The 25694-nt window shown below is 61.0% G+C and carries 23 protein-coding genes; 8 read left to right on the forward strand and 15 right to left on the reverse strand.

Annotated elements, in window-relative coordinates:
• Nucleotides 1-45 precede the first annotated feature (45 nt).
• The 4 genes from ubiG to yfaE all read left to right on the forward strand — a co-directional run bounded on the left by ubiG (nt 46) and on the right by yfaE (nt 4960).
• Nucleotides 46-771, forward strand: a complete 726-nt coding sequence (gene ubiG, locus ACJ8J4_RS08115; RefSeq protein ID WP_025303640.1) for a bifunctional 2-polyprenyl-6-hydroxyphenol methylase/3-demethylubiquinol 3-O-methyltransferase UbiG — start codon at nt 46-48, stop codon at nt 769-771.
• 438 nt (nt 772-1209) lie between these two features.
• Nucleotides 1210-3498, forward strand: coding sequence for a class 1a ribonucleoside-diphosphate reductase subunit alpha (gene nrdA, locus ACJ8J4_RS08120; protein WP_025303641.1), 2289 nt, complete (start codon nt 1210-1212; stop codon nt 3496-3498).
• A 67-nt stretch (nt 3499-3565) separates the two neighbouring features.
• Nucleotides 3566-4696, forward strand: coding sequence for a class Ia ribonucleoside-diphosphate reductase subunit beta (gene nrdB / locus ACJ8J4_RS08125; RefSeq protein WP_019453694.1), 1131 nt, complete (start codon nt 3566-3568; stop codon nt 4694-4696).
• A 3-nt stretch (nt 4697-4699) separates the two neighbouring features.
• Complete coding sequence (gene yfaE, locus ACJ8J4_RS08130) at nt 4700-4960, forward strand: class I ribonucleotide reductase maintenance protein YfaE (RefSeq protein ID WP_025303642.1); 261 nt, start codon at nt 4700-4702, stop codon at nt 4958-4960.
• 59 nt (nt 4961-5019) lie between these two features.
• On the opposite strand, the gene ACJ8J4_RS08135 is transcribed toward yfaE, so the two are convergent.
• Complete coding sequence (locus tag ACJ8J4_RS08135; RefSeq protein ID WP_004935921.1) at nt 5020-5172, reverse strand: Hok/Gef family protein; 153 nt, start codon at nt 5170-5172, stop codon at nt 5020-5022.
• 230 nt (nt 5173-5402) lie between these two features.
• Nucleotides 5403-6224 (reverse strand): AraC family transcriptional regulator, encoded by an 822-nt coding sequence (locus tag ACJ8J4_RS08140; RefSeq protein ID WP_043136550.1) that lies wholly within the window; start codon nt 6222-6224, stop codon nt 5403-5405.
• A gap of 116 nt (nt 6225-6340) precedes the next feature.
• Here ACJ8J4_RS08140 and ACJ8J4_RS08145 point away from each other — a divergent pair, with 116 nt between their 5' ends.
• Nucleotides 6341-7576, forward strand: a complete 1236-nt coding sequence (locus ACJ8J4_RS08145; protein WP_264383661.1) for an FAD-dependent oxidoreductase — start codon at nt 6341-6343, stop codon at nt 7574-7576.
• Here ACJ8J4_RS08145 and ACJ8J4_RS08150 read toward each other — a convergent pair.
• On the reverse strand, nt 7566-8762 hold the full coding sequence (locus tag ACJ8J4_RS08150) for a nicotinamide mononucleotide deamidase-related protein YfaY (protein ID WP_033632521.1): 1197 nt from the start codon (nt 8760-8762) through the stop codon (nt 7566-7568). The genes ACJ8J4_RS08145 and ACJ8J4_RS08150 overlap by 11 nt on opposite strands.
• Before the next feature lie 245 nt (nt 8763-9007).
• Here ACJ8J4_RS08150 and tyrP point away from each other — a divergent pair, with 245 nt between their 5' ends.
• Entirely contained in the window at nt 9008-10216 is a 1209-nt protein-coding gene (gene tyrP, locus ACJ8J4_RS08155) for a tyrosine transporter TyrP (RefSeq protein ID WP_004935940.1), read from the forward strand.
• Nucleotides 10217-10277: 61 nt separating this feature from the next.
• On the opposite strand, the gene ACJ8J4_RS08160 is transcribed toward tyrP, so the two are convergent.
• Entirely contained in the window at nt 10278-10817 is a 540-nt protein-coding gene (locus ACJ8J4_RS08160; RefSeq protein ID WP_038876374.1) for a YfaZ family outer membrane protein, read from the reverse strand.
• A gap of 338 nt (nt 10818-11155) precedes the next feature.
• Between ACJ8J4_RS08160 and katA the strand changes: the two genes are divergently transcribed.
• Nucleotides 11156-12592: a catalase KatA gene (katA, locus tag ACJ8J4_RS08165; protein ID WP_025303647.1), complete on the forward strand. Its 1437-nt coding sequence runs from the start codon at nt 11156-11158 to the stop codon at nt 12590-12592.
• Between the two features lie 43 nt (nt 12593-12635).
• Here katA and menE read toward each other — a convergent pair whose 3' ends face one another.
• From menE to ACJ8J4_RS08215, 10 genes are all read right to left on the reverse strand, one after another.
• Nucleotides 12636-14021 carry an o-succinylbenzoate--CoA ligase gene (gene menE / locus ACJ8J4_RS08170; protein WP_264383662.1) on the reverse strand — a complete coding sequence of 462 codons (1386 nt, stop codon included), beginning with the start codon at nt 14019-14021 and terminating at the stop codon, nt 12636-12638.
• Nucleotides 14009-14992, reverse strand: a complete 984-nt coding sequence (gene menC / locus ACJ8J4_RS08175) for an o-succinylbenzoate synthase (RefSeq protein ID WP_264383663.1) — start codon at nt 14990-14992, stop codon at nt 14009-14011. The genes menE and menC overlap by 13 nt, the downstream gene beginning before the upstream one ends.
• Nucleotides 14992-15849 carry a 1,4-dihydroxy-2-naphthoyl-CoA synthase gene (menB, locus tag ACJ8J4_RS08180; protein ID WP_043136531.1) on the reverse strand — a complete coding sequence of 286 codons (858 nt, stop codon included), beginning with the start codon at nt 15847-15849 and terminating at the stop codon, nt 14992-14994. The genes menC and menB overlap by 1 nt, the downstream gene beginning before the upstream one ends.
• 11 nt (nt 15850-15860) lie before the next feature.
• On the reverse strand, nt 15861-16631 hold the full coding sequence (gene menH / locus ACJ8J4_RS08185) for a 2-succinyl-6-hydroxy-2,4-cyclohexadiene-1-carboxylate synthase (RefSeq protein ID WP_043136534.1): 771 nt from the start codon (nt 16629-16631) through the stop codon (nt 15861-15863).
• On the reverse strand, nt 16628-18304 hold the full coding sequence (gene menD, locus ACJ8J4_RS08190) for a 2-succinyl-5-enolpyruvyl-6-hydroxy-3-cyclohexene-1-carboxylic-acid synthase (RefSeq protein ID WP_148123614.1): 1677 nt from the start codon (nt 18302-18304) through the stop codon (nt 16628-16630). Before menD ends, menH begins: the two co-directional genes overlap by 4 nt.
• Before the next feature lie 380 nt (nt 18305-18684).
• Entirely contained in the window at nt 18685-18996 is a 312-nt protein-coding gene (gene elaB / locus ACJ8J4_RS08195) for a stress response protein ElaB (RefSeq protein WP_025303653.1), read from the reverse strand.
• A gap of 81 nt (nt 18997-19077) precedes the next feature.
• Nucleotides 19078-20109, reverse strand: a complete 1032-nt coding sequence (idnD, locus tag ACJ8J4_RS08200; protein ID WP_148123615.1) for an L-idonate 5-dehydrogenase — start codon at nt 20107-20109, stop codon at nt 19078-19080.
• A 22-nt stretch (nt 20110-20131) separates the two neighbouring features.
• Nucleotides 20132-20896, reverse strand: coding sequence for a gluconate 5-dehydrogenase (gene idnO / locus ACJ8J4_RS08205; protein WP_025303655.1), 765 nt, complete (start codon nt 20894-20896; stop codon nt 20132-20134).
• A gap of 239 nt (nt 20897-21135) precedes the next feature.
• A complete protein-coding gene (locus ACJ8J4_RS08210; RefSeq protein WP_025303656.1) occupies nt 21136-21645 on the reverse strand; it encodes a DUF1097 domain-containing protein in 510 nt (169 codons plus the stop codon).
• A gap of 130 nt (nt 21646-21775) precedes the next feature.
• The gene (locus ACJ8J4_RS08215; protein WP_167324472.1) at nt 21776-23011 is read right to left on the reverse strand and encodes an MFS transporter; all 1236 of its coding nucleotides are present in this window, start codon (nt 23009-23011) and stop codon (nt 21776-21778) included.
• A gap of 288 nt (nt 23012-23299) precedes the next feature.
• On the opposite strand from ACJ8J4_RS08215, the gene ACJ8J4_RS08220 reads away from it, so the two are divergent.
• Nucleotides 23300-24175, forward strand: coding sequence for a LysR family transcriptional regulator (locus tag ACJ8J4_RS08220; protein WP_025303658.1), 876 nt, complete (start codon nt 23300-23302; stop codon nt 24173-24175).
• Between the two features lie 59 nt (nt 24176-24234).
• On the opposite strand, the gene nuoN is transcribed toward ACJ8J4_RS08220, so the two are convergent.
• Nucleotides 24235-25692 carry an NADH-quinone oxidoreductase subunit NuoN gene (nuoN, locus tag ACJ8J4_RS08225; RefSeq protein WP_025303659.1) on the reverse strand — a complete coding sequence of 486 codons (1458 nt, stop codon included), beginning with the start codon at nt 25690-25692 and terminating at the stop codon, nt 24235-24237.
• Nucleotides 25693-25694 lie beyond the last annotated feature (2 nt).

Genomic DNA, 25694 nt, shown 5'->3' on the forward strand with positions numbered 1-25694 from the left:
AACATGTATAATCCGCGCAACGAGAACAAGGAGCCAGACAAGCCCATGAACGCAGAATCATCCAGCCGAGTGCAAAACGTTGACCACCAGGAAATCGCCAAGTTCGAGGCTGTCGCCTCCCGCTGGTGGGATCTGGAAGGCGAGTTCAAACCGCTGCACCGCATCAACCCGCTGCGCCTGAACTACATCATGCAGCGCGCCGGCGGCATCTTTGACAAGCAGGTGCTCGACGTGGGCTGCGGCGGGGGCATTCTGGCGGAAAGCATGGCGCGCGAAGGCGCCAAAGTGACCGGCCTGGACATGGGCGCAGAGCCGCTGCAGGTCGCCCGGCTGCACGCATTGGAAAGCGGCATGGACGTCACCTATGTGCAGGAGACCGTAGAAAGCCACGCTCAGGCCAATCCGCAGCGCTACGACGTGGTCACCTGTATGGAGATGCTAGAGCACGTGCCCGATCCGGCCTCGGTGGTGCGCGCCTGCGCCCATCTGGTGAAACCGGGCGGTCACGTGTTCTTTTCAACGATTAACCGCAATACCAAAGCCTGGCTGATGGCGGTGATCGGCGCCGAGTACGTACTGAAGATGGTGCCGCAGGGCACCCACGATCATAAGAAGTTCATTCGCCCGTCCGAACTGATCGGCTGGGTCGACGGCACGCCGCTGCGCGAAAAGCACATGATCGGCCTGCATTACAACCCGATCACCGATCATTTCAAGCTTGGGCGCAACGTTGACGTGAACTACATGGTGCACACCCAGCACGAAGGTTAAGCACGGTAAACCGCGCCGGCCCTGCATTACCGGGGGGCGGCGCCAACGCGGTATTAGGAAAAATACCTAATTTCCGCGACTTCGATCAAAATAGCGGTTGTAGACAGTTTTTTAGAATATTAAATCAGATCAATATGCCGTTTTTTTCTAACGTTTAATAAAGCGCCAAACGATCGGTTTTTTCAGTTTTTCAGTAAAATCTGATCGTGCTTATTGACAAGCTTGTCGCGCCAGTCACGGCGCGCACTGCGAACGGCAAGTGGCATTTCACCCCCAAGTTATCCACAAATTAGGCCGGTTTTGTTCACTTGCAAACGCCGTTTTTTCTCACTATCTTGTTACCTCACCGACATACAACCCCTATATATAGTGTTTACATACTGAGCAGAGCGACTACACTTCTGCTTAGGGGCACCATACGGACAGGTAAAACACCACATGAACCAAAGTCTGCTTGTAACTAAACGCGATGGCCGTAAAGAGCGCATCAATCTCGACAAAATCCACCGGGTCATCGATTGGGCCGCTGAGGGATTACACAACGTCTCGGTTTCTCAAGTAGAGTTGCGTTCACACATTCAGTTTTATGACGGCATCAAAACCGCCGACATTCACGAAACCATCATCAAGGCCGCAGCTGACCTGATCTCCCGCGATGCGCCGGACTATCAGTACCTGGCCGCTCGCCTGGCGATCTTCCACCTGCGTAAAAAGGCTTACGGCCAGTTTGAGCCACCGAAGCTGCACGCCCACGTCACTCGCATGGTCGAGATGGGCAAATACGATAAGCATCTGCTGGAAGACTACAGCGCTGAAGAGTTCGAGCAGATGGATTCCTTTATCGATCATTGGCGCGACATGAACTTCTCTTATGCCGCCGTCAAGCAGCTGGAAGGCAAATACCTGGTGCAGAACCGCGTCAGCGGCGAAATCTACGAAAGCGCCCAGTTCCTGTATTTGCTGGTGTCTGCGTGCCTGTTCTCCAACTACCCGCGTGAAACCCGTCTGGACTACGTCAAACGTTTCTACGATGCGATTTCCACCTTCAAGATTTCGCTGCCTACGCCGATCATGTCCGGCGTGCGCACCCCAACCCGCCAGTTCAGCTCCTGCGTGCTGATCGAGTGCGGCGACAGCCTGGACTCCATCAACGCCACCTCCAGCGCCATTGTGAAATACGTTTCGCAGCGCGCCGGCATCGGCATCAACGCCGGCCGCATCCGCGCGCTGGGCAGCCCGATCCGTGGCGGTGAAGCCTTCCATACCGGCTGCATTCCGTTCTACAAACACTTCCAGACCGCCGTCAAATCCTGCTCGCAGGGCGGCGTGCGCGGTGGTGCAGCAACGCTGTTCTACCCGATGTGGCACCTGGAAGTAGAAAGCCTGCTGGTGTTGAAAAACAACCGTGGCGTTGAAGGCAACCGCGTGCGTCACATGGACTACGGCGTGCAGTTGAACCGCCTGATGTACCAGCGTCTGATCAAGGGCGAAGACATCACCCTGTTCAGCCCGTCCGACGTGCCGGGACTGTATGACGCGTTCTTCGCCGATCAGGACGAGTTCGAGCGCCTGTACACCCAGTACGAGAAAGATGACAGCATTCGCCAGAAACGCGTGAAAGCGGTTGAGCTGTTCTCGCTGATGATGCAAGAGCGCGCCTCTACCGGCCGTATCTACATCCAGAACGTCGACCACTGCAACACCCACAGCCCGTTCGATCCGCAGATCGCGCCGGTGCGTCAGTCCAACCTGTGCTTGGAAATCGCCCTGCCGACCAAGCCGCTGGAAGACGTCAACGATGAAAACGGCGAGATCGCGCTGTGTACCCTGTCTGCCTTCAACCTGGGCGCGATCGACAGCCTGGACGACCTGGAAGAGCTGGCGACCCTGGCGGTACGTTCGCTGGACGCCCTGCTGGATTATCAGGATTACCCGATCAAGGCTGCGCACCGTGGCGCGATGGGTCGCCGCACCCTGGGCATCGGCGTCATCAACTTCGCTTATTACCTGGCGAAGAACGGCGTACGCTATTCCGACGGCAGCGCCAACAACCTGACCCACAAAACGTTCGAAGCCATTCAGTACTACCTGCTGAAAGCCTCCAACCGTCTGGCTCAGGAACAAGGCGCTTGCCCGTGGTTCAACGAAACCACTTATTCGCAGGGCATCCTGCCGATCGACACCTACAAGAAAGACCTGGATGCGATCTGCAGCGAGCCGCTGCACTACGACTGGGAAACCCTGCGTAAAGAGATCCAGGAAACCGGCCTGCGCAACTCGACGCTGTCCGCCCTGATGCCATCGGAAACCTCTTCGCAGATTTCCAACGCCACCAACGGCATCGAGCCGCCGCGCGGCCACATCAGCATCAAGGCGTCGAAAGACGGCATCCTGCGCCAGGTGGTGCCGGAGTATGAGCGTCTGAAAGACAACTACGAGCTGCTGTGGGAAATGCCGAGCAACGACGGCTATCTGCAGCTGGTTGGGCTGATGCAGAAATTCATCGACCAGTCGATCTCGGCCAACACCAACTACGATCCGACCCGCTTCCCGGGCGGCAAGGTGCCGATGAAGCAGCTGTTGAAAGACCTGCTCACCACCTACAAGTTCGGCGTGAAAACGCTGTACTACCAAAACACCCGCGACGGTGCGGAAGACGCCCAGGAAGATTTGCAGCCTGCCAAGGCCGGCGATGACGACTGCGAAAGCGGCGCCTGCAAGATCTAAAGTTTGACCTAGCGGGCCGGAATTTTCCGGCCCCTTCATTTAGCCACGTTACGATGGATTCAGGCTTATGGCTTACACCACTTTTTCTCAGACCAAAAACGACCAGCTGCAAGAGCCGATGTTCTTCGGCCAGTCGGTAAACGTTGCGCGTTTCGACCAGCAAAAGCATGAAATCTTCGAAAAGCTGATCGAAAAACAGCTCTCCTTCTTCTGGCGCCCGGAAGAAGTTGACGTTTCCCGCGACCGTATCGATTACCAGGCGCTGCCGGAGCACGAGAAGCACATCTTCATCAGCAACCTGAAATATCAGACGCTGCTGGACTCCATCCAGGGCCGCAGCCCGAACGTCGCCCTGCTGCCGCTGATCTCGATCCCTGAGTTGGAAACCTGGGTGGAAACCTGGTCGTTCTCCGAGACCATCCACTCCCGTTCCTACACTCACATCATCCGCAACATCGTCAACGATCCGGCGTTAGTGTTCGACGACATCGTCACCAATGAAGAGATCAAGAAGCGCGCGAAAGACATTTCCGGCTACTACGACGATCTGATCGAGATGACCAGCTACTATCACCTGCTGGGTGAAGGCACCCACCAGGTGAACGGTAAAACCGTCACCGTCAATCTGCGCGCGCTGAAGAAGCAGCTGTACCTGTGCCTGATGAGCGTGAACGCGCTGGAAGCGATCCGCTTCTACGTCAGCTTTGCCTGCTCCTTCGCGTTCGCCGAGCGCGAACTGATGGAAGGCAACGCCAAGATCATCAAGCTGATCGCCCGCGACGAAGCGCTGCACCTGACCGGCACCCAGCACATGCTGAACCTGATGCGTTCCGGCGCCGACGATCCGGAAATGGCGGAGATCGCCGAGGAATGTCAACAGCAGTGCTACGATCTGTTCGTGCTGGCCGCCCAGCAGGAGAAAGAGTGGGCGGAATACCTGTTCCGCGACGGCTCGATGATTGGCCTGAACAAAGACATCCTGTGCCAGTATGTGGAATACATCACCAATATCCGCATGCAGGCGGTCGGCCTTGGTCTGCCGTTCGAAACCCGCTCCAACCCGATCCCATGGATCAATGCCTGGTTGGTGTCCGACAACGTGCAGGTAGCGCCGCAGGAAGTGGAAGTGAGCTCCTACCTGGTTGGCCAGATCGACTCGGAGATCAACGCCGACGACCTGAGCGACTTCGAACTGTAAGCGATGGCGACGCCAATCGTAACGCTGCGCGCCGCCGGCACGCAGCTCTCCTGCCCCAACAGTGAAAACTGTCTGCTCGACGTGCTGGAACTGCACGACGTGCAGGTGGAGTATCAGTGCCGATCCGGCTATTGCGGTGCCTGCCGCCTGAAGCTGGTGAAAGGTGAAGTGACCTACCGCCAGCAGCCGCTGGCGTTTATCAACGCCGGCGAGATCCTGCCCTGCTGCTGCATGCCGCTGACGGATATCGAGCTGGAAATGTAAAGTCGGGTGCCGGAAACCGCGCCTGGAGACCAGAAGGCGGGGTTGCCCCCGCCCTATGATTACCGCTTCACCTCACACGCCAACCTGATCAGGATAGTGATATTTTCCTGGTAGATTTTCAGCTCGCACAGCGAGTCTCTTATCATCCAGATAAATAACAAAACCGTAATACATACAACGGTTAGCGAGTGAAACACATGCCTTAAGCGCATGCTTGCCTCCTTGCTGTGAAGGGGCTACCATAACGGTGTCTAGGCGTTAGGGCAGCCCCATTCTGATTGAGAGTCAGTCTGGGGCTTTCATCTATCCGCCTTGTCACACAATGCCCAAGACGAACAGTCTCAAGCACCCGTCAAGAGAGTAACAGCATTCTCTCGCCGCGAATATCCCCTATAACCTTATGATTAATTAGGGATATATAACTATCCTCAAAGTATTTCGCTTAGCGCCCCTTGCCTGCCGATGCGGAAAAATAACGTGCCGGAGAATCGCCAAAGGCTTTGCGAAACATGGCGATAAAATTACTCGGCGAGGCATATCCCAGCGTTTCCGCTATCTGCAGCACCGTCTCGCCTTCGGCCAGCTTCGCTAACGCATACGACAACCGGGCCTGCTGGCGCCACTGTGCAAAACTCAACCCCGTCTCGCCGATCATCAGCCGCCGCAGGGTACGCGGCGACATCGCCCCCCATTCAGCCCACGCCTCCAGCGAACGCTCGCTCCCCGGCTGCGCCAGCAAGGCCTGCAGAACGCCGGCCAGGCGCGGATGGGACGACATCGGCAAATGCAGTGGTTCCGTCGGCGCCAAACGTATCTCGTCCCGCATCACCTGCGCCATGCGATCCTGCTCCAGGGTGAGCGCGCTGCGCTTGTCCCAGCCTTCTGCTCGCTGAGCCAGCGCCTGCAGCACGGCGCTAATGCCGATGACGCAGGGTACATTCGACAGATCGTGGCAGGCCTCCGGCGCCAGCAGCAAACTCCAGCCGCTCAGTGCGCCGCAGACCTGCACCCGGTGCTCCGTCGCCGGCGGGATCCAACCCGCCCGCTGAGGCGGAAGCACCCAATCGCCCTGCGCCGTGCGTACATGCAACAAGCCGCTTTCGACGCACAGCAACTGCCCGCGCACATGCTGATGCCAGTCGTATTCGCGCGTGCCCAACCGATACTCCCGGCCTGCCGCGTCGCGGCCGCCAAGGGCGATCAGCCAGGGGCCCGCCCGCCATTCGCTGCAGTCAGCGTCAGTGAAGTGAGGGTTATCGTTCACATTGGCCACTTATCACTATTTTTAGTCCAGATACCGTTATATCAACCTTTTCCTGCGCCGACATAATGAAATGCTTCCGGCCGCTCCCGTTTGTGGCCACTGACTCACGAGGGAACATGATGACAACACCCAGCATTGGCATTATCGGCGCCGGGCCCGGCGGTCTGTGTCTGGCTCAGGGGCTGAGCCGCTTCGGCATCCACGCCACGGTGTTTGAACGCGACACCACGCCGCAAGCGCGCGATCAGGGCTACCGGCTGCGCATCGATCCGTCTGGCCAGCAGGCGCTGGCCGCCTGCCTGCCGCCGGCGCACTACCGGTTGCTCTGCGCCGGCAGCGCGCAAAACAGCGGCGAGAGCAATCTATGGGATCCGCAGCTTGCCCCGCTCACCGGCCGGCGCCCCGAGCACTGGTTGCCGTCCAGCCAGCGCCAAACGCAAGAACCGAGCGGCGATCTCGGCATTCATCGCCAAACGCTGCGCGAGATCCTGCTTGCCGGCCTGCAAGACCGGGTGCGTTTCGGCCATACCTTGCGTGAATTTGCACAAACGCCGCAGGGCGTGGAGCTACAGTTCGCAAACGGCGAGCAAGTGCGAGTCGATGTGCTGATCGCCGCCGACGGCGTCAACTCGCTGGTGCGGCGGCGCTGCCTGCCCGAGGCGGGGCCCGAAGACAGCGGCGCGGTCACCCTCTACGGCAAAACACCGCTCGATGCGGCAACCCGGGCCCAATTGGCCCCTGAGCTGCTGAACGGCGTATCGGTGATCTTCGCTGACGGCGTATCGCTGGTGATTGAACCGATGCGCTTTCAGGCGCCCATGGCGCAGCTGGCGGCCGACTACGCGCCCGATTGCCGCCTCACGCCGGTCGACGATTATCTCTATTGGGCCTGTATCGGATCGGCTGAACGGCTCGGCGGGCCGACACGGGCGAAGGGAAGCGCAACGCTGCAGGCGCATGTACGGCATATCTCGCAGGGATGGGCGCCCGCTTTGCAAACGGCGTTAGCGCTGGCGGATCCCCTGTCGCTCAGCGTGCGGACGGTGCAGGTTACGGCGGCAATGCCGGAATGGCACAGCGAACGCATCGCCTTTCTCGGCGACGCCGTGCACGCCATGAGCCCGGCGGGTGGGCTCGGCGCCAACACCGCGCTGGTAGACGCCGCCAGCCTGGCGGCGCATCTGGCGCACTCAGACAGCGCCGCGCAGGCGCTCAGGAACTACGGTACAGAGCTGCAAACGCGAGGCGCCGCGGCAATACGTCTTTCACGCCTGGCGTCCGAACGGCTGATGCAGCGCGATGAAGCCGACAAGACGGGAGACTCAGCAACGCCAATACCCGTCACTCGATAATTTCCACCACCTCCAGCCAGGCGTTTTTACCGCACGCCTGGCCCCCATTCAGCCAGCGGCGCAGCATATCCAACGCCAGCATCGCCACCGACTCCTGCCGCAGCCGCAGGCCGTGGCGCGACGCGCGATAACGCACGGTCTGGCCAATGCCGCCGCGCGGCGTGTGCAGCGCAATGCTCACCTGCTCATCGCGCATGGCGCTGACCGCCAACGCCAACGGCGCACCGGTCAATTCCGCCAGCGAGCGGGCGCGCGCCAGCGTCGTTTCCAGCGTTTCGATGCAGTGCGCCGGCAGCAGCTCGCCCCCCGCCAGCGGCGCCCCTTCGCTCTGCAGCTGCAGATTGATCAAACCGCCGCTGAACTGCTCGCTCAACGCCAGCTTCAGCCCTTGCTGATTCAGACGCTGCGTCAGCGTCGCCGGCAACCCGTCGGTGCCTTCAAAGATGCAGTTGTCCCCCGCCACTTCGCGCACGCGTCGCCAGGCCAGCTCCATCTCCGCGCGCCGGCTTTCCGGCCCGGTCAGCTTCAGTTCGATGATCGGGCTGGAGGAACGGTAACCCAACACCACATCCGGCGGCAGCGGCAGGCCGTCCAGCTCGGCGGCCAGATCGCTCTCGGAGGTGCCGAAGGTGGTCAGGCGCAGGCACAGCGGCGGTGCCGGCAAGGTGAAGCGCTGGCGCAGACGCGGCACGATCTGCTGTTCGACCATCACTTTGAATTCCGACGGCACGCCGGGGGTGAAGAACATCAGGCATTGGTTCAGCTGCAGCGCGAACCCGCAGGCGGTGCCTACCGGGTTATCCAGCATTTCCGCGTTGGCCGGGATCTGCGCCTGCTTGCGGTTGGAAGGGGCCATCGGCCGCCCGCGCTCGGCGAAATAGGCTTCCATGCGCGCCAACCAGTCAGCCCGTTCGACCAGCTCTACGCCGCTGGCTTTCGCGGCGGCCAGCGCGCTGAGATCGTCGCTGGTCGGCCCCAGGCCGCCGTTGACGATCAACACATCGGCGATGTGGCTGCGTTCCTGCAGGATCTCGATCAACGCAGAGAGGCTGTCCCCGACCGTTTCACGCCCGCTCATCGGCACCCCCTGCTGGAACAGGTAGTCCGCCAGCCAGGCGGCGTTGGTATCAATAATTTGCCCGTGCAGCACCTCATCGCCGGTGCTAAGCATCTCCACCCTTAACATTGATCTCTCCCACATTTTTTGGTCATTCCACTATAGAAGCCCGTAAATAACTTTTCACTAGCCGCCTGCGGATAATTTCAGCCATGGGTTCGTTTCTCATGCGCCATGCAGCCCGCTGCAATGTAAACATTACTGTACATCATGCGTAACGTCGGTTTGACACAAATTAGGGCTTCCACTATCCTGCCATCCTCATAAATCGTTACCTATAATTTTCAAAATCTTTCGGCTGGTAGAGAAAAAACGTGAAGAATCGCACTCTTGGCAGTGTTTTTATCGTGGCGGGCACCACCATTGGCGCCGGGATGCTGGCGATGCCGCTGGCGGCGGCCGGCGTCGGCTTCGGCGTCACGCTGGCCTTACTGGTCGGGCTGTGGCTGTTGATGTGTTACACCGCGCTGTTACTGGTGGAGGTTTACCAGCATGAGCAGGCGGATACCGGTCTGGGCACGCTCGCCAAACGTTATCTCGGCGGCGGCGGCCAGTGGCTGACCAGCTTTAGCATGATGTTCCTGATGTACGCCCTCACCGCCGCCTATATCAGCGGCGCCGGCGAACTGCTCGCCACCAGCATCAGCCAATGGACGTCGCAGGACTTCCCGGTGTCGCTCGGCGTCCTGCTGTTCACCCTGGTGGCCGGCGGCGTGGTGTGCATCGGCACCCACTCGGTCGACTTGTTCAACCGCATCCTGTTCAGCGCGAAAGTGGTGTTCCTGGTGGTGATGCTCGGCCTGATGTTGCCGAATATCCACCAGACCAATCTGATGACGTTGCCGCTGGAGCAAGGCCTGGCGCTGTCGGCCATTCCAGTGATCTTCACCTCTTTCGGCTTCCACGGCAGCGTGCCGAGCATCGTCAACTACATGGGCGGCAACATTCGCAAACTGCGTTGGGTGTTTATCATCGGCAGCGCGATCCCGCTGATCGCCTATATCTTCTGGCAGCTGGCGACGTTGGGCAGCATCAGCTCCGACACCTTCGTCGGCATCCTGGCTCAGCAGGCCGGGCTAAACGGCCTGTTGCAGGCGGTGCGTGATGCAGTAGCTTCACCGCACGTTGAACTGGCGGTGCACCTGTTCGCCGATCTGGCGCTGGCGACCTCGTTCCTCGGCGTCGCGCTCGGGCTGTTCGATTTCCTGGCTGACCTGTTCAAGCGTCAAGATAACGTGCGTGGCCGCCTGCAAACCGGCGCCATCACCTTCCTGCCGCCGCTGGCCTTCGCGCTATTCTACCCGCGCGGTTTCGTGCTGGCGCTGGGTTTCGCCGCCATCGCCCTGTCGGTGCTGGCGCTGCTGCTGCCTTCGCTGCTGGTGTGGAAAACTCGCCAAAAGCATCAGGCACAATATCGCGTCTGGGGCGGCACCCCTGCGCTGGCGTTGGTGTTTGTCTGCGGGGTAACGGTGATCGCCATTCAACTGGGCATCGCCAGCGGCATGCTGCCGGCGGTCGGGTAAGCGACGAAAGACAAGGAATGATAAAGAGAAAGGGGCCGCAATGGCCCCTTTTTTCGCAGCCTTAGAAGCTCAGGCCGACACCGACATAAGGGCCATCGGCCAGGGTGTTGTCGCGACGCCCGTCTTTGCCTTCCATCTGCATGTAACGGTAGCCCACGTCCACGCTCAGCGGACGGAACTTCCAGCGCAGGCCGCCGCTGGCTTCGTTATAGGCCTTCACGCCGCTGGTGAAAGAGTCAGGCGCAAAGTAACCTTCGCCGTGCAGGCTGAAGTAGCGGTTGATCTCCCACTCCAGGCCGCCGCCCAGCGCGACCGCCCCGCCGCTCTTCCCGTCTTTCGGGCTGAGGTACAGCGCTTTGGCACCTACGGTCGCCGTCAACGGCCCCAGCGGCACACCGAAGTTCAACCCCACGCTGCCGACGTTGCCGTCGTGGTCGCTGCGCGCCCAGTTGCCGGTCAAGCCCAGACCTGAAGAGCCGGTGCTCATGCCAACGCCCAGGTTGGTGTAGTGTTGCCCGGCTTCGCCCGACACGCTGATGGCGTTCGCCGCACCGGTCACAAACAGCAATCCTGCCGCGCACGCGACCCAAGTCTTTTTCATCATCTTTCCCTCTGGTTTGTCATCCGTACCGAATGATCGAATCAACGCATAATAATAACGTCATGAGTCTATACCAAAGCGCAATGAGTATTTAAGGGATGAAAGCGAAAAAATTCTTCAATAATCAAATAAATGTAAAAATTTGCAAACAAAAATCCATATTCGTCAAGGCGATGCCAACGATAACCGAGACCTATTTGCCGTCGCTCGGCAATAGGGCTACAACTAGTAGTGGCTTTGACCAAGGTCAGGGGAAGAAGCCCCGCCAAAGGACTATGCTGATGAACGCTTAAACCGCCCGAGTCTTTACTTAACTGCACTACGATAAGGAGCAAGTGATGAGCAAGAAAGGACTGACCACCGCAGCCGGCGCCCCGGTTGTCGATAACAATAACGTGATCACCGCAGGCAAACGCGGCCCGATGCTGTTGCAGGACGTGTGGTTCCTGGAAAAACTGGCCCACTTCGACCGTGAAGTCATCCCCGAGCGTCGCATGCACGCCAAGGGTTCCGGCGCCTACGGCACCTTTACCGTTACCCACGACATCACCCGCTACACGCGCGCCAAGATCTTCTCCGAAATCGGCAAACAGACCGACATGTTTATCCGCTTCTCCACCGTCGCCGGTGAACGCGGCGCCGCCGACGCCGAGCGCGATATTCGCGGCTTCGCCATGAAGTTCTATACCGAAGAAGGCAACTGGGATTTGGTGGGTAACGATACGCCGGTGTTTTATCTGCGCGATCCGCTGAAATTCCCCGATCTCAACCACGTGGTGAAACGCGATCCGCATACCAACCTGCGCAACCCAGTCTACAAGTGGGACTTCTTCTCCCACCTGCCGGAGTCGCTGCACCAGCTGACCATTGACTTCAGCGATCGCGGCATTCCGAAATCCTACCGTCACATGCACGGTTTCGGCAGCCACACCTTCAGCTTTATCAATGCCGCCAACGAACGTTTCTGGGTGAAATTCCACTTCCGCTGCGAGCAAGGCATTGAAAACCTGATGGATGAAGAAGCGGAAGCGATCATCGCCAAGGATCGCGAAAGCTCACAGCGCGATCTGTTCGATGCGATCAAACGCGGCGACTTCCCGCGCTGGAAGCTGCAGATCCAGATCATGCCGGAGCATGAGGCCTCGCAGACGCCATACAACCCGTTCGACCTGACCAAGGTGTGGCCGCACGGCGACTACCCGCTGATCGACGTCGGCTATTTCGAGCTGAACCGCAACCCCGACAACTACTTCTCCGAGGTTGAGCAGGTGGCGATGAACCCCGCCAACGTGGTGCCGGGCATCAGTTTCTCGCCGGATAAAATGCTGCAGGGCCGCCTGTTCTCCTATGGCGATGCGCACCGCTACCGCCTGGGCGTCAACCACCACCAGATCCCGGTGAACGGCGCCAAATGCCCGTTCCACAACTACCATCGCGACGGCGCGATGCGCGTGGACGGCAACAGCGGCAACGGCGCCACCTACGAACCGAACAGCTTCGGCCTGTTCCAGGAGCAGCCGGACTTCAGCGAGCCGCCGCTGAGCATTGAGGGCGCGGCCGACCACTGGAATCATCGTGAAGACGACGATTACTACAGCCAGCCGCGCGCGCTGTTCAACCTGCTGAGCGCCGAAGAGCACCAGCGCATGTTCACCCGCATCGCCGGCGAACTGTCGCAGGTGCCGGAACACATCCAGCGTCGTCAGGTCGAGCTGTTCACCAAGGTGCACCCCGACTACGGCGCCGGCGTCGCCAAGGCGTTGGGGCTGAAATAATCCCCTTGCATCATTCACTCAGCCGCCCTTACGGGCGGCTTTTTTATGCCTCAGAGAGACGCTGCGCCACCCACTGCTGCAACTGGCGGCGCGAAATCTTGATGCCGCCGTTTTTCAGCTCGTCAGGCAGCGGAAGCAATGCCGTCGGGCGTTGGAAATTGGCGAGCTTATCCTGCGACCAGGCGAGCAGCGTCGCCAGCGACAGCGACGGATCGCCATCGATTACCGCCACCGGCCGCTGGCCGAACTCGGCGTCCGCCACCGGCACCACAAACGCCTGCGATATCTGCGGGTGCGCCGCCAGCACGCGTTCGATATCTTCCGGCTGCACCCCTTCGCCGCCGCTGAAAAACAGGTTGTCCAGCCGGCCGAGAATGCGTAGCTCCCCCTCGATCATCGCGCCGCGATCGCGGGTCGCAAACCAGCCCTGTTCATCGGCCAGCGGCTGTAGATGACCATGACGCCAGTAGCCAAGCGCCAGGCTGTCGGCGCGGATCCAGACCTCTTCATCCACCAGTTTTACCTCACGGCCGCCGAGCGGCAGGCCGACGCCCGGCCGCGCATCGGCGCGCTTGGCGCACACCGTGGAGGCCAGTTCGGTCAGCCCGTAGCCGCACCAGCAACGGATCCCCGCCGCCTCCGCCCGCTCGGTCAGTTCCACCGGGATCATCGCGCCGCCGAGCAGCACCGCCTTCAGCGTCATGTCCGCCAGCGGTTGCGCCAGCAGCCGCCACAGCTGGGTCGGCACCAACGAGGCATGCGTGCATCCCGCCAACGCCTCGTTCAGCGGGTGCATCTCGCGCACCGCCAACCGGGCGCCCGCCGCCAGCCAGCGCCAGACGATACCCTGGCCGGAGACGTGAAACAGCGGCAATGACAGCAGCCAGCAATCCTCGCGCTGAAACGCCATCAGCCCCAACACCCCGGCGGCGCTGGCCAGATGGTTGGCATAGCTGTGTGCGGCCGCTTTCGGCATGCCGCTGGAACCGGAGGTCAACGTCAGCGTCGCCAGACGCTGCGCATCCCACGTCGGCAGGTCTGGCCAACGCGGCTCGGTCGACGGCGGGGTCAATCGAATCACGTCTTCCGGCAGCGCCGGCAACGAGTCCGGGCCGAAGACAAAGGTCATATCCAATTCCGGCAACAGCTGCGCCAGCAGCGGCGTCGGCAAGGCGGGATTGAGCGGCAACAGGCGTGCGCCGCACTGCAACAGCGCCAGATAGGCCAGCAGCAGCGGATAGCTGTTTTTACCGCACAGCGCCACACCGCAGCCCGGTTCAACGCCCTGATGCTGGAAATCCGCCGCCAGCTCATCCACCTGGCTCTGCAACGCCAGCCAGCTCAGCGGTTGTTCGCCGAGCATCAGCGCCGTCGCCTGCGGCTGAGTGCGCGCCCAGTGTCGCCACGGCCAATCGTTCAACGGCGCCATAGGCACTCCAGCGCCGAGACATCCAGCAGCGGCAACGCGCTGCCCGGCCACGGGCGCAGCACCTGCGCCTGCATCAACCCCAGCGTGTCCAGGCCCGGCACGGTATCCGGCGTCAGCCAATGGGCGATGCGCGCCAGTTGAGTCAACCCCAGGCTGGATTCGAGGCTGGAGCTGATCACCGCCGTCAGGCCCGCCGCGTGCGCCTGCGCCACCAGCGTCTGGCAACGCGCCAGGCTGCCGACCAGCGTCGGCTTGATCACGATGGCCGCCACGCCCGGCTCGGCCTGCACCACAAAGTCCGCCTCCCGCACGCTCTCATCCCAGGCGATGGCGATACCGGTCGCCCGGGCGAAGTCGCGCGATTCATCACGGGTCTTGCAGGGCTCTTCCAGGAAGGCGATACGATCGCGCCATGCCGGGTTAACATACCTGGCGAAGCCGTCGGCCTTGGCGCGGGTCCAGCTGCGGTTGGCGTCCAGCCGCAGCCGCAGATCCGGCAACGCCTCCAGCAACACGTTGACGATCATGCCGTCCCGCACTGCCTCATACAGCCCCACCTTCACCTTGGCGACTTTCTCGCCCGGCAAAGCGCTCAATGTCTCGAACAGCTCATCCGGATCGCCGGTGCACAGCGGCGCCTTGCGAAAATCCGCCTGCATCGGCAAACGCTGATCCAGCTCGGCCTGCGCACAGCTGAGCCCAAAGGCCACCGAGGGCAGCGCGCTGTGCTCCGGTTCGTTGCCCGCCAACCAGGCCTGCAGCCAGCCCAACGCGGCCTGTTCGGCCTGCGCCGGCGTTTCCCGGCTGAATTCCGGCAGCGGCGCGATTTCTCCCCAACCTTCACGCTCGCCCTGACACAGCTGCACCACCCATCCGTCACGCGTTTTCAACCGTTGATTGCGCAGCACCACGCCCGCCTCCATCGGCAGGCTGTAACGGTATAGCGCCGCGCTGCGGTTTGCCCCGTTCATTACGGGTTACGCTTGAATTTGCTGAAGTCCGGTTGGCGCTTCTCGTTGAACGCGTTGCGCCCTTCCTGCCCTTCGTCGGTCATGTAGAACAGCATGGTGGCGTTGCCCGCCAGCTCCTGCAAACCGGCCTGGCCGTCGCAGTCGGCATTCAGCGCCGCCTTCAGACAGCGCAGTGCCATCGGGCTGTTCTGCAGCATTTCGCGGCACCAGCGCACCGTCTCTTTTTCCAGTTCGGCCAGCGGCACCACGGTATTGACCAGGCCCATGTCCAGCGCGGCGGCGGCGTCGTACTGGCGGCACAGGAACCAGATTTCGCGCGCCTTCTTCTGGCCGACGATGCGCGCCATGTAAGACGCGCCCCAGCCGCCGTCGAACGAGCCCACTTTCGGACCGGTCTGGCCGAAGATGGCGTTATCCGCCGCGATGGTCAGATCGCACATCATGTGCAGCACGTGGCCGCCGCCGATCGAATAGCCGGCCACCATCGCCACCACCGGCTTCGGGCAGGTGCGGATCTGGCGTTGGAAGTCCAGCACGTTGAGGTGGTGTACGCCGCTGTCGTCGCGATAGCCGCCGTAGTCGCCGCGCACTTTCTGATCGCCGCCGGAGCAGAAGGCCTTATCGCCGGCGCCGGTCAGAATAATGACGCCGATGCCGTCGTCGTAACGGGCGTTGGCCAGCGCGTCGATCATCTCTTTGACCGTTTGCGGGCGGAACGCGTTGCGCACCTGCGGCCGGTTAATGGTGATTTTGGCGATGCCGTCGGCGGATTTGTGATACAGGATGTCTTCGAAATCGCCGGTGCAATCCTGCCAGGCGATAGCGGCATACAGGTGTTCTTCATTCGGATAAAGCATGTTCGGTTCCTTTAACCAGGGTTAACGAGAAATGTCTGCAGCTCGGCGACGAAATCCTGCGGATTGGCCAGATGCGCGTTGTGGCCGGCCTGCGGCACGATGCGCAACGGCAACCCGGCGTCGCGCGCCAGCCGTTGAAATTTGGGGTCGTTCTCACCGCACAGCACCCGCAGCGGCACGGTCAGTTGGCGCAGCTGCGGCGCCAGATAAGGCTGCCGCCCGAGCGAGGTGGCTTCGAGCATGTCGGCAATCGCCGGGCCGCTGTTGACCGAACGCGCGGCGATCAACGCCTGGCGGTGCACATGGCTAAGCTCTTTGAACACCGGCTGCTGATACCAGTCAGCCAAGACTTCGGCAATCAGCTCACTGCGAAAACGCGCCGCCCATCGCGCATCCTGCTCGCAACGATCGCGGCGCTGTTGTTCGTCCTCCAGCCCCGGATTGCCGCCCTCGACGATCACCCCTTGCAGGCCGTCATGGCGGCCGTGGCAAGCGTGATACATGGCGATGCGCCCGCCGAGCGAGTAGCCCACCAACCAATAACGTTCAATATTGCGCAGTTGCAGGGTCGCGGCGATTTGCGCGCTGATGTCGTCGAAGCCGCGGCAGCCCACCGCCACGGAATCGCCGTGGCCGGGCAGATCGATGGCCAGCGACGGCCATTCCGGGCAGCGCGCGGCGATCACCCGCCATTCATTGTTGTTGCCGAGCAGGCCGTGCAGCCACACCAGCCACGGACGCCCCGCTTCGCCCTGTTGCAAAATTCGCGTCGCCAGCATCATTGCACCGCCATCTGTTGTACCAGGTATTGCAGGCTTTCGGCCCCTTCACTCGGCGACACCTGCAGTTCTATCAGCGTGGCGCCGCCGCGCCGCCAGCCTTGCTCAACCGCCTGTTGCAGCTGGCTCCAGTTCTCCGGCCGCGCGTAGTCAAGCTGGAACATCGCCGCCGCATGGCTGAACTCAACGTTCTGCGGCATGCAGTAAAAGCGCTGACGATCTTCTTCGGGCGTCGGCAGCAGCGAGAAAATTTGGCCGCCGTTGTTATTGACGACGATCAGCACCGTCGGCGCCGAGCAGTGGCGCAGCAGCGCCAGCGCATTGAGGTCATACAGTGCGGAAAGGTCGCCCACCACCGCCAACGTTGGCCTGGCGGTGGCACGTTGTACGCCGGCGGCGGTGGAAATCAGACCGTCGATACCGCTGGCGCCACGGTTGCTGAATACCGGGTAAGCGACGGGCAATGGCGTTAACGCGTCGATCAGTCGCACCACCAGGCTGTTGCCGAGAAACAGCTGGCCGTTCTCCGGCAACAGTTCCGGCAGGCGGTGCGCCAGCTGCGCTTCGCCAAAGTTATCGTACAGATGCGTGGACGCCGCCGTCAGCGCCTTATCCGCCAGCGCAGCCAGCCCGGCGGCCCACGGCGCGCGCGGTTGCGCCGGATGCTGCGCCAACCACTGCGCCACGCCGGCGCGCAGGCGCCGCCCCCGGTGCTGGGCCGGATCGAGCCGCCCCGGCAGCTCGTCGATGACCCAATACTCTTCCGGCCGGCACTGCGCCTGCCACTGCAGCAGGCGTTTGCCGGTCAAGCTGCCGCCGAACTGCACCACCAGCTGCGCGTCTTGCAACAGGCGCTGCGCCTGCGGATGCGCGAGCCATAAATCGGCACAGGGCAGCGGTTGCCCGGTCTGCGACAGTACATCGCCGATCAGTGGCCAACCCAGCGTTTCGGCCCATTCCGCCACCTGTGCGCCCTCTTGTGCGCTCATGCGGCCGGCGAGCACCACGCCGCGCTTTTGTCGCCAGAAAAACCAGTCCGGCTGCGGCAATGGCACTGCATGCGTCTCGCTTTCCTGCAGCCACGGACGATCGCTCTGCCACCAGTCGCCCAGCGCGGCGGACCATTCGGCATAGTGACGCTCATCGCCGCCGTACAGCGGTTCGGCGAACGGGCAGTTGATATGCAAAGCGCCATGCTGCAAGCGCGCCATCGCGTTGTCGACGCTGGAGGCCAGCCACGCGGCCGGAATATCCGGCGTAGGACGCGGCAGATCGATCGCCAGCGTCGGGTGGCTGCTGTAGAGGCCATTTTGACGGATCGCCTGATTGGCGCCGCAGTCGATCAGTTCCGGCGGCCGATCGGCGGTGAGAAACACCAGCCGTTCACCGGTCAGGCCGGCTTCGATTAAAGCCGGGTAAAGGTTCGCCGCCGCGGTGCCGGACGTGACGATCACCGCCACCGGCTCACGCGCCGCCTTCGCCAGCCCGAGTGCCAGATGACCGAGCCCGCGCTCATCAAAATGGGTATGGCAGATAAACGATCGGTTGGCCGCGGCGGCCAGCGTCAGCGGCGTGGAGCGCGATCCCGGAGCGATACAAACATGCCGCACCCCATGGCGGGCCAGCGCCTCGAGCAGCACAGCCGCCCACCGGCGATTAAAAACACTTGTCGACATAGTTCGCTCACAAGTCAGTTAGCAGAGATCGTCTCCGACGCAGCCGACAGACGCCGCGCCTGTAGTTACGCTCTGTATTATATGAGGTGTTATTTTCACGGCTTTTGCGCCAGCGCAAGAACGCCGTATATCCCTGGGTGTTTACACCAGATAATTATTTGATTTAGAACAAAAAACAAACAATAAATACACAAACACTTTACACTTGCGGCGGCGTCGGCTCAATCCGTCCATATAAAAACAAGGGAAATAGGGGTGCTCCAACGGCGGCTAGCGGGAAGTATAGGCAGGATAAGGAAAAGCTTTCGGTAAAACGGCGGAATGAACAACACAGTCTGAAGAAAAACACGGGGCGGCCTGCGCCGCCCCGATGGCATGGTTTATTTGCGAGCCAGCAACAATCCCAGCACCAGCCCGACGGTGGCGCCGATGCCCACGCTGTGCCAGGGTTTGTCCCGCACGTAGTCGTCGGTGCGGTGCACCGCTTCTTTGGCGCGCGCATAGTAAGATTCGCCGGTGTTCGCCCAGCGCGCCTTGACCTCACTCAGCGCCTGCTCGGCGTGCGACTTGATGTCGATGTAGGCCTGATCCGCGCGATCGCCGGTGTATTGCAGCACTTCTTCCAGCGTCTCGGTCAGCATTCTCAGATCGTCATCCAGCGTAGTTTGCTCAGCATCCGTATGTCTTGCCATCGTGAGATCTCCGTGGTTGAAAAATTAAGCGTTCCTACACTATAGACAAGGATCGCCGCCTGCGGCCATCGGACTTTTACCCTAAAACACCAATTGCACCTTGGCAGCCTGGCGTTTATCGCCGGCAAACGTCAGCGCCTGCGCCAACTGCCCGCTGGCGAATTCCGCCGACAGCAACGGCAGCGGATCGATCACGCCGTCGGCCAGCCAGGCCACCGCCAACGCGAACTCCGCCACGAAGCGGAACGATCCAAGCAGATTCAGTTCCTTGGCAATCAACAACATCAGCGGAAAATCGGGGAAGCTGCCGCCCATGCCCACCTGCACCACAGTGCCTTTGGCGCGGGTGATCTCCAGACAGCGCTGCAGCGACTGCGGGTGCCCCGCCACTTCAAAGGCGACCTCAAAATACCCCTTGTCCTGCAGATAATCGCTAAAATCGTCGTCCGCGGCATGCAGGCACCGATCGGCCCCCATTTGCCTCGCGATCGCCAGGCAGCGCGGACTGAGATCGGCGCAGACAATCTCGGCGGCGCCCAGCGCTTTCAGCGCCGCCACCAGCAGGCAGCCGATCGGGCCAACGCCGGACACGAAAATCTTTTTCCCCGTCACATCGCCGGGCTGCTTCGCCGCGTGGACAGCCACCGCCAGCGGTTCGGCGAACACCATTACCCTGTCGTCGCGATCGGCAGCGTAAGGAATGCACTGCGCGCTATCCACCACTTTGTATTGGGTAAAAGCGCCGTCGACGTGCGGAAAATACATCGCGCTGCCGAAAAAGCGCATCTCGACGCATTGATTGCTTTGCTGCGCCAGACAGTATTTGCACTGCCCGCAGGGTTTGCTGGGATTGAGCGCCACCTTCTGCCCGACCGGCAGCTGCGGCGAATCGCTGGCGACCACCTCACCGATCACCTCATGGCCCAGCACCATCGGCTGACGCACCTGAAAATTGCCGACCTTGCCTTCCTGGAAGTAATGCAGATCCGAGCCGCAGATGCCGCCGCGGCTGATTTTTACCAGCGTTCCCTGCCCCCGATAATCCACTTCTTGCGCGATCACCGCCACGTCTCGCTTGCCATTGACCACGCAGGACTGGGTTTGAATTTTCATCTCCAGACTCCACGAAAAAAGATTACACCGCCGCAGACATGCCGCCATCGACAAACAGCAACTGCCCGTTGACGAAGGCGGAGGCGTCGGCGGCCAGGAACACCGCCGCGCCGATCAACTCCTGAGGATCGCCCCAGCGCGCGGCAGGCGTGCGTTGGGTCAGCCAGGCGGTGAAGGCCGGATCGTCGGCCAGCGCCTGCGTCATCTCGGTTTTGAAGTAGCCGGGGGCGATGCCGTTGACCTGAATGTTGTAGCGCGCCAGCTCCACGCACATGCCGCGCGTCAGCATTTTCACCGCGCCCTTGGACGCCGCATAAGGGGTAATGGTGTCCCGCCCCAGCTCGCTTTGCATCGAACCGATATTGATTATCTTGCCGCGCCGGCGCGGCACCATATAACGCGCTACGGTCTGCGACACGATGAAGACCGCCTTCTGGTTGACGGCGATGATGTCGTCCCAGTCTTGCTCCGGAAATTCGGTGAACGGGTGGCGGCGCTGGATACCGGCGTTGTTGATCAAGACGTCTATCGCGCCGATGTCCGCTTCGATACGGTCGATGGCGGCATGCACCGCCTGGGAGTCGGTGACGTCGAACGCCGCCGCATCGGCGCGCAGCCCCTCTTCACGCAGGCGATCGGCGGCGTGCCGGGCATGTTCTTCGGTGGTGGCATTGATCAGAATATGCGCGCCTTGCTGTGCCAGGCCGCGCGCCAGCAGAAAACCAATGCCGCGCGAGGCACCAGTGATTAAGACGGTTTTGTTATCCAGAGAAAACAGGTTGTGCATGGTGATTCCCGGCCTTCAGGCCTCCAATCGGACAGACCTCTATCTCAGCCGATTGTTACCGGTAAAAACGTGATGGGAATCACTGAAAATAATGTTACGAAACCCTGTTACTTTTAACGTGATCTCACGCAATCCCTACAGGAAGAGTCAATACCTATCCCTTTTAAAATAGACAATTTTCAACAGCGTTACCGTCCTGGTTATCAGGAGATACTGCCGCACAGCGGCGCGGCAGCAACTCACTCGGCGGCACCGTTTGAGCCGGCATTCGGGTCCATCGGCGGCGTAGCGCGGGCTTTATCGCTGCGTGCCGCCCACCACAGACCGCTGTTTTTCATCGCATAGCCGAACAGCAGGCCCACCAGCAGGGAAAGCGTCACCAGCGGCCAATCGCCGCCGCCGGCGAAGGTCGCACAGGCGCCGATAAAGGTGCCGGGTACGAATCCCAGCCACTGCTGTTTAGCCTGAATGCACATCAGGAACGCCACGATGCCGGTCAGCAGATACCCCAGCAGATTCCACTGCGGCGCCAGTTCGCTGCCGTGGATGATCGCCATTGCCCAGAAGACGCCGCTGCAGCAGGTCAACGCGCCGATCAACAGCCCTTTCAGTCCGCCCTGCGGGCAGGCGAAATACGCCGTGCAGCCGAGAAAGCCGGCCCAACCGATCAGGCCCAAACTGACGGCAACCCATCCCCAAACACCGGACAGGATCCCGGTGGTGACGGCAATGGCGAAAAGAACGTTCATAAAGTGACCTGCAGCAAAAAGAAAGCGCGCAGTTTACCCGAAAACAGGCCAATTTATGCGATTAAAATCACACTATAAATGTAATTAAAGAATCATTAATTATAAAAAATAGATATTCATCACAAAGCAATTAGCGAGGGAACCCCACCCGGGACGTCTTCCATGCCAACAACAGGCACACCACGGTGCTGCCCAGGAACAGCAAATGGGTTGCCTGATTCAGATCGACGCGATCGACCACCACGCCCAGCAAGATCGGCACCCAGTTGGCGATATAAGCGATAACGTAAAACAGCGAAAGCAAGCGCGCATGGCTGGTCGGCGGCGAAATCAGGTTCACCAGGGTCGCGCTGCCGACGAAAATGGCGCCATAAGCATAGCCGGCCACCACCAGCCCCACCGCCGCCAGCCCAAGAGAATGCCACTGGATCGCCATGGTGAACACCACTGCCGCCAGCACCTGCGCCAGGCAACCGAACAACAGCGAATGACGGGCGTTAACGCGGCGGCTCAGGATCTGGCTGATACCGGCGATCAGCAGATACACCGCAATCGCATAGCCAAAGACGCCACGAGCGTGCAGGCCTAACAGCGTTTCCGCCACGCCGGGGCCGATTGCCAAAATACTGGCGGCCAGCGCCCAACAGATAAATAAAGCCCCTGCACACACAAAGAATTTACCGCCGGTGGCGCGCAAGCCATCGAGCAGCGAGCTTTTTTCTGTCTCGGCCGACGTAACATGGCTCGGCGCCGTAACCACGCCACGCGGCCACGAGAACATCACGCCCAACGCAGCCACGGCGGCCATGACCATGATGAAAACAAATGGCAGCGTCGTGGGATGGAAACCGGTCTGCAAGGCGATGCCGCTGAAGATCGGGCCCAGCGCCAATCCGGTGGTGAATGACAGCGTCGCGATCAACGCCGCATTTTTGCCGCCGTCGCGCGGCCCAAACCGCACCAACGCGATGTTCGCCGCGCCGGTTAGCGCCCCGGTGCCCACCCCGGCCAACAGCCGCGCCATCAGCATCATGGCAAAGGTATCAGCCCGCGCGAACAGCAGGGCGCCGCTCAACACCACCAGCAATGCCGGCACGATCATGCTGCGTAAATCCTTTACTTTGCCGGCCAGATTGCCGACGCCGAACAAAGAGATCAGCACGCCGGCGGCATAGGCGCCGTAGATGACGGTCAGACTGACCGAGCTTAGCGCAAGCTGCTGCTGATACAGCGGATAAAGCGGCGTCGGCGCGCTGCTGTTCAGCAATGCCGACATCAAAGCCAGCGCCAGGAACAATAAAATTGTCCTGCCCGACGCCTGAGCATTTTGCGGCGCCGCAATCTGGCTGGCGGTATTTTCTGACATGTTTCAACTCCCAAAGACGGCAGACGGCGGCCTGCCGTCGACATTTTCCTCACCCGGCCTGCCGGGAACGGCGCTTATCATAGCGTTCCGGCGACGGGCGAAGTATCGTCAAGAATGAATCACCCTGATGCATTCTTGCATCACCAGAGAAATAACCGCCGATGTGCAGCCCGCTAACCGTCTTTCTCTCCCCCCGGGCAGAACAACGCTTTATGATAGAAACCGTTATTGTTCGCCTGGCTCGGCCTGTGCCCCACGGCGCCGACAAATCTGCAGAGAGGAAATGGCATGATGAATTGGGACGACGCGCGCTTCTTTTTGGCCGTCGCACGCTGTGGCACGCTACGCAAAGCCGCCAACCAGCTGCATGTCGATCAGGCGACCGTCGGTCGACGGCTCTCCGCTTTCGAAGACGCTCTCGGTTCCAAGCTGTTTATCCGCACGCCGAAATCCTTCGCCCTCAGCCCGTTGGGGGAAGAAATGCTGGCGGACGTGATGAAGATGGAGAATGCGGTGCAGGCGATCAACCGCAAAGCCGCCAGCGGCGATGACAGCCTGCACGGCCACGTGAGCATCGCCACCACCGATACCCTGGCCGAAGCCTTCGTGATACCCGCGCTGCAAGATCTGCGGGAACGCTATCCGGCCATCACCGTCACGCTGTTGACGGCACTGAACATCGCCGATATCTCTTATCACGGCGCGGATCTGGCGATCCGCGGTGCACGCCCCGATGACGATGAACTGATCATCAAGCGGCTGGCCACCATCGAGATGGGCCTGTACGCCAGCCCGCACTATCTGGCTCGGCGAGGTATGCCGGTCAAAGGCGAGCAGCTGCGCGGTCACGATCTGCTGATGTTCCCGCGCGAGCTGGTGCCGCGCCACTGGAACAATTTCTGCGGCGAAGCCCTGCACGAGCCCAACGTCGTGCTGCAATGCAATTCACAGCTGCTGCTGCGCTCCGCCACTCGCAGCGGGCTAGGCATCGGCCTGCTCTCCGCGTTTCTGGCGGATAAAGACCCGGAGCTGGTGCGCCTGTTGCCAGAGAATAAAGACTGGGTGGATATCTGGCTGGTGCTGCATCCCGATTTGCAGCGTGCCGCCCGCGTGCGCGCGGTGGTGCAGGCGCTGGAAACGTCGTTTAGCGCCCATTACGGCTAAGTGCCGTTTCTCCATAAAAAAAGGCCGCCGAAGCGACCTTTTTACCGTCTGAAGCGTTATCAGAACGTCGGCTGCGCCATCTGCACCAGCGAAATCAGCGGCTGCGGATAAACCCCCAACAGCAGCACCAGCGCGGCTGAGATCAGCACCACGACGCCACCGGCGGTCAACGCCCAGTTGTTCGGGGTGTCGCGCTGCAGCGATTCCGGCGCGCTGAGGAACAGGCTGACGGTCACACGCAGGTAGTAGTACAGGCCAATGGCGCTGCCTACCACGACTGCGCCGGTCAGCCACCACAGGTGTGCGCTGACGCCCATCGCGATCACGAAGAACTTACCGATAAAGCCCAGCGTCATCGGGATACCGGCCAGCGACAGCATCATCACCGTCATTACCGCGGACAAGATTGGCTTATGCCAGAACAGACCACGGTAAGAGAACAGCGAATCCGCATCCGGGCCGCGGTACGGGCTGGACATCAGGCTGACCACGCCGAAGGCGCCCAGGCTGCTGAACAGGTAACCGGCCAGGTAAACGCCGGCGGTTTCCAGCGACAGCTGATGGGTTTGCACCGCAATCAGCGCCACCAGCAGGTAGCCCAGGTGAGCGATCGACGAGTAGCCCAGCAGACGCTTGATGTTGGTCTGGCTGATGGCCATCAGGTTACCGAACAAGATAGAGCAGAACGCGATGATCGACAGCACCAGGCGCAGCGCTTCGTTGTCGGCGGCTGGGGCATACAGGAACAGACGCATCACGACCGCGAAGATCGCAATCTTGCTGGCGGTTGCCAGGAAGGTCGAGACCGGCGCAGGCGCGCCCTGATACACGTCCGGCGTCCACAGTTGGAACGGCACCAGCGACAGCTTGAAGCCCAGACCGACGATCATCATGCCCATACCGGCCAGGATCAGCGGCTGGTGCATCATGTTTTCCTGCAGGCTCTTGCCGAGGCCGGCCAGCGACAGATCGCCAGATTCAGCGTACAGCAGCGCCATGCCGAACAGCAGGAACGACGACGCGGCGGCGGACAGCAGCATGTACTTGATGGCAGCTTCCAGCGGGCGCTTCTGACGATAGGCATAACCCACCAGGCCGAACAGCGGCAGCGAGATCAGCTCGATACCGATGAACAGCGAAGCCAGATGGTTGGCGCTCGCCAGCAGGATGCCGCCCATGGCGGCGATCAGCACCAGCAAGTAGAACTCTTCGCGGTTATCCGGATAGCCGACCAGCCACGGATAGGCGAAGGTGCAGGTCGCCAGACTCGCCAGCAGCACCAGCCCGGTGTAGAACATCGAGTAACCGTCAACCCGCAGCAGCGGGGTGACGTCCATTGGGCCTGCCTGGCCGACAAAGTACAGCGAAAGCAGCGCCAGGTTGAGACCGATCACGGTCAGGGTGGCGTTGATAAAGTGGTCGCGTCGCCACGCAATGCCTAGCATCACAACCACCACCGTCAATCCGACGATCAACAGCGGCAGCAGTGCGATCAGTTGTTGAGGAGTTATTGTCATGG

This window comes from Serratia sp. CY47280, from assembly GCF_052168655.1.
GTDB classification, from domain to species: Bacteria; Pseudomonadota; Gammaproteobacteria; order Enterobacterales; family Enterobacteriaceae; genus Serratia; species Serratia bockelmannii.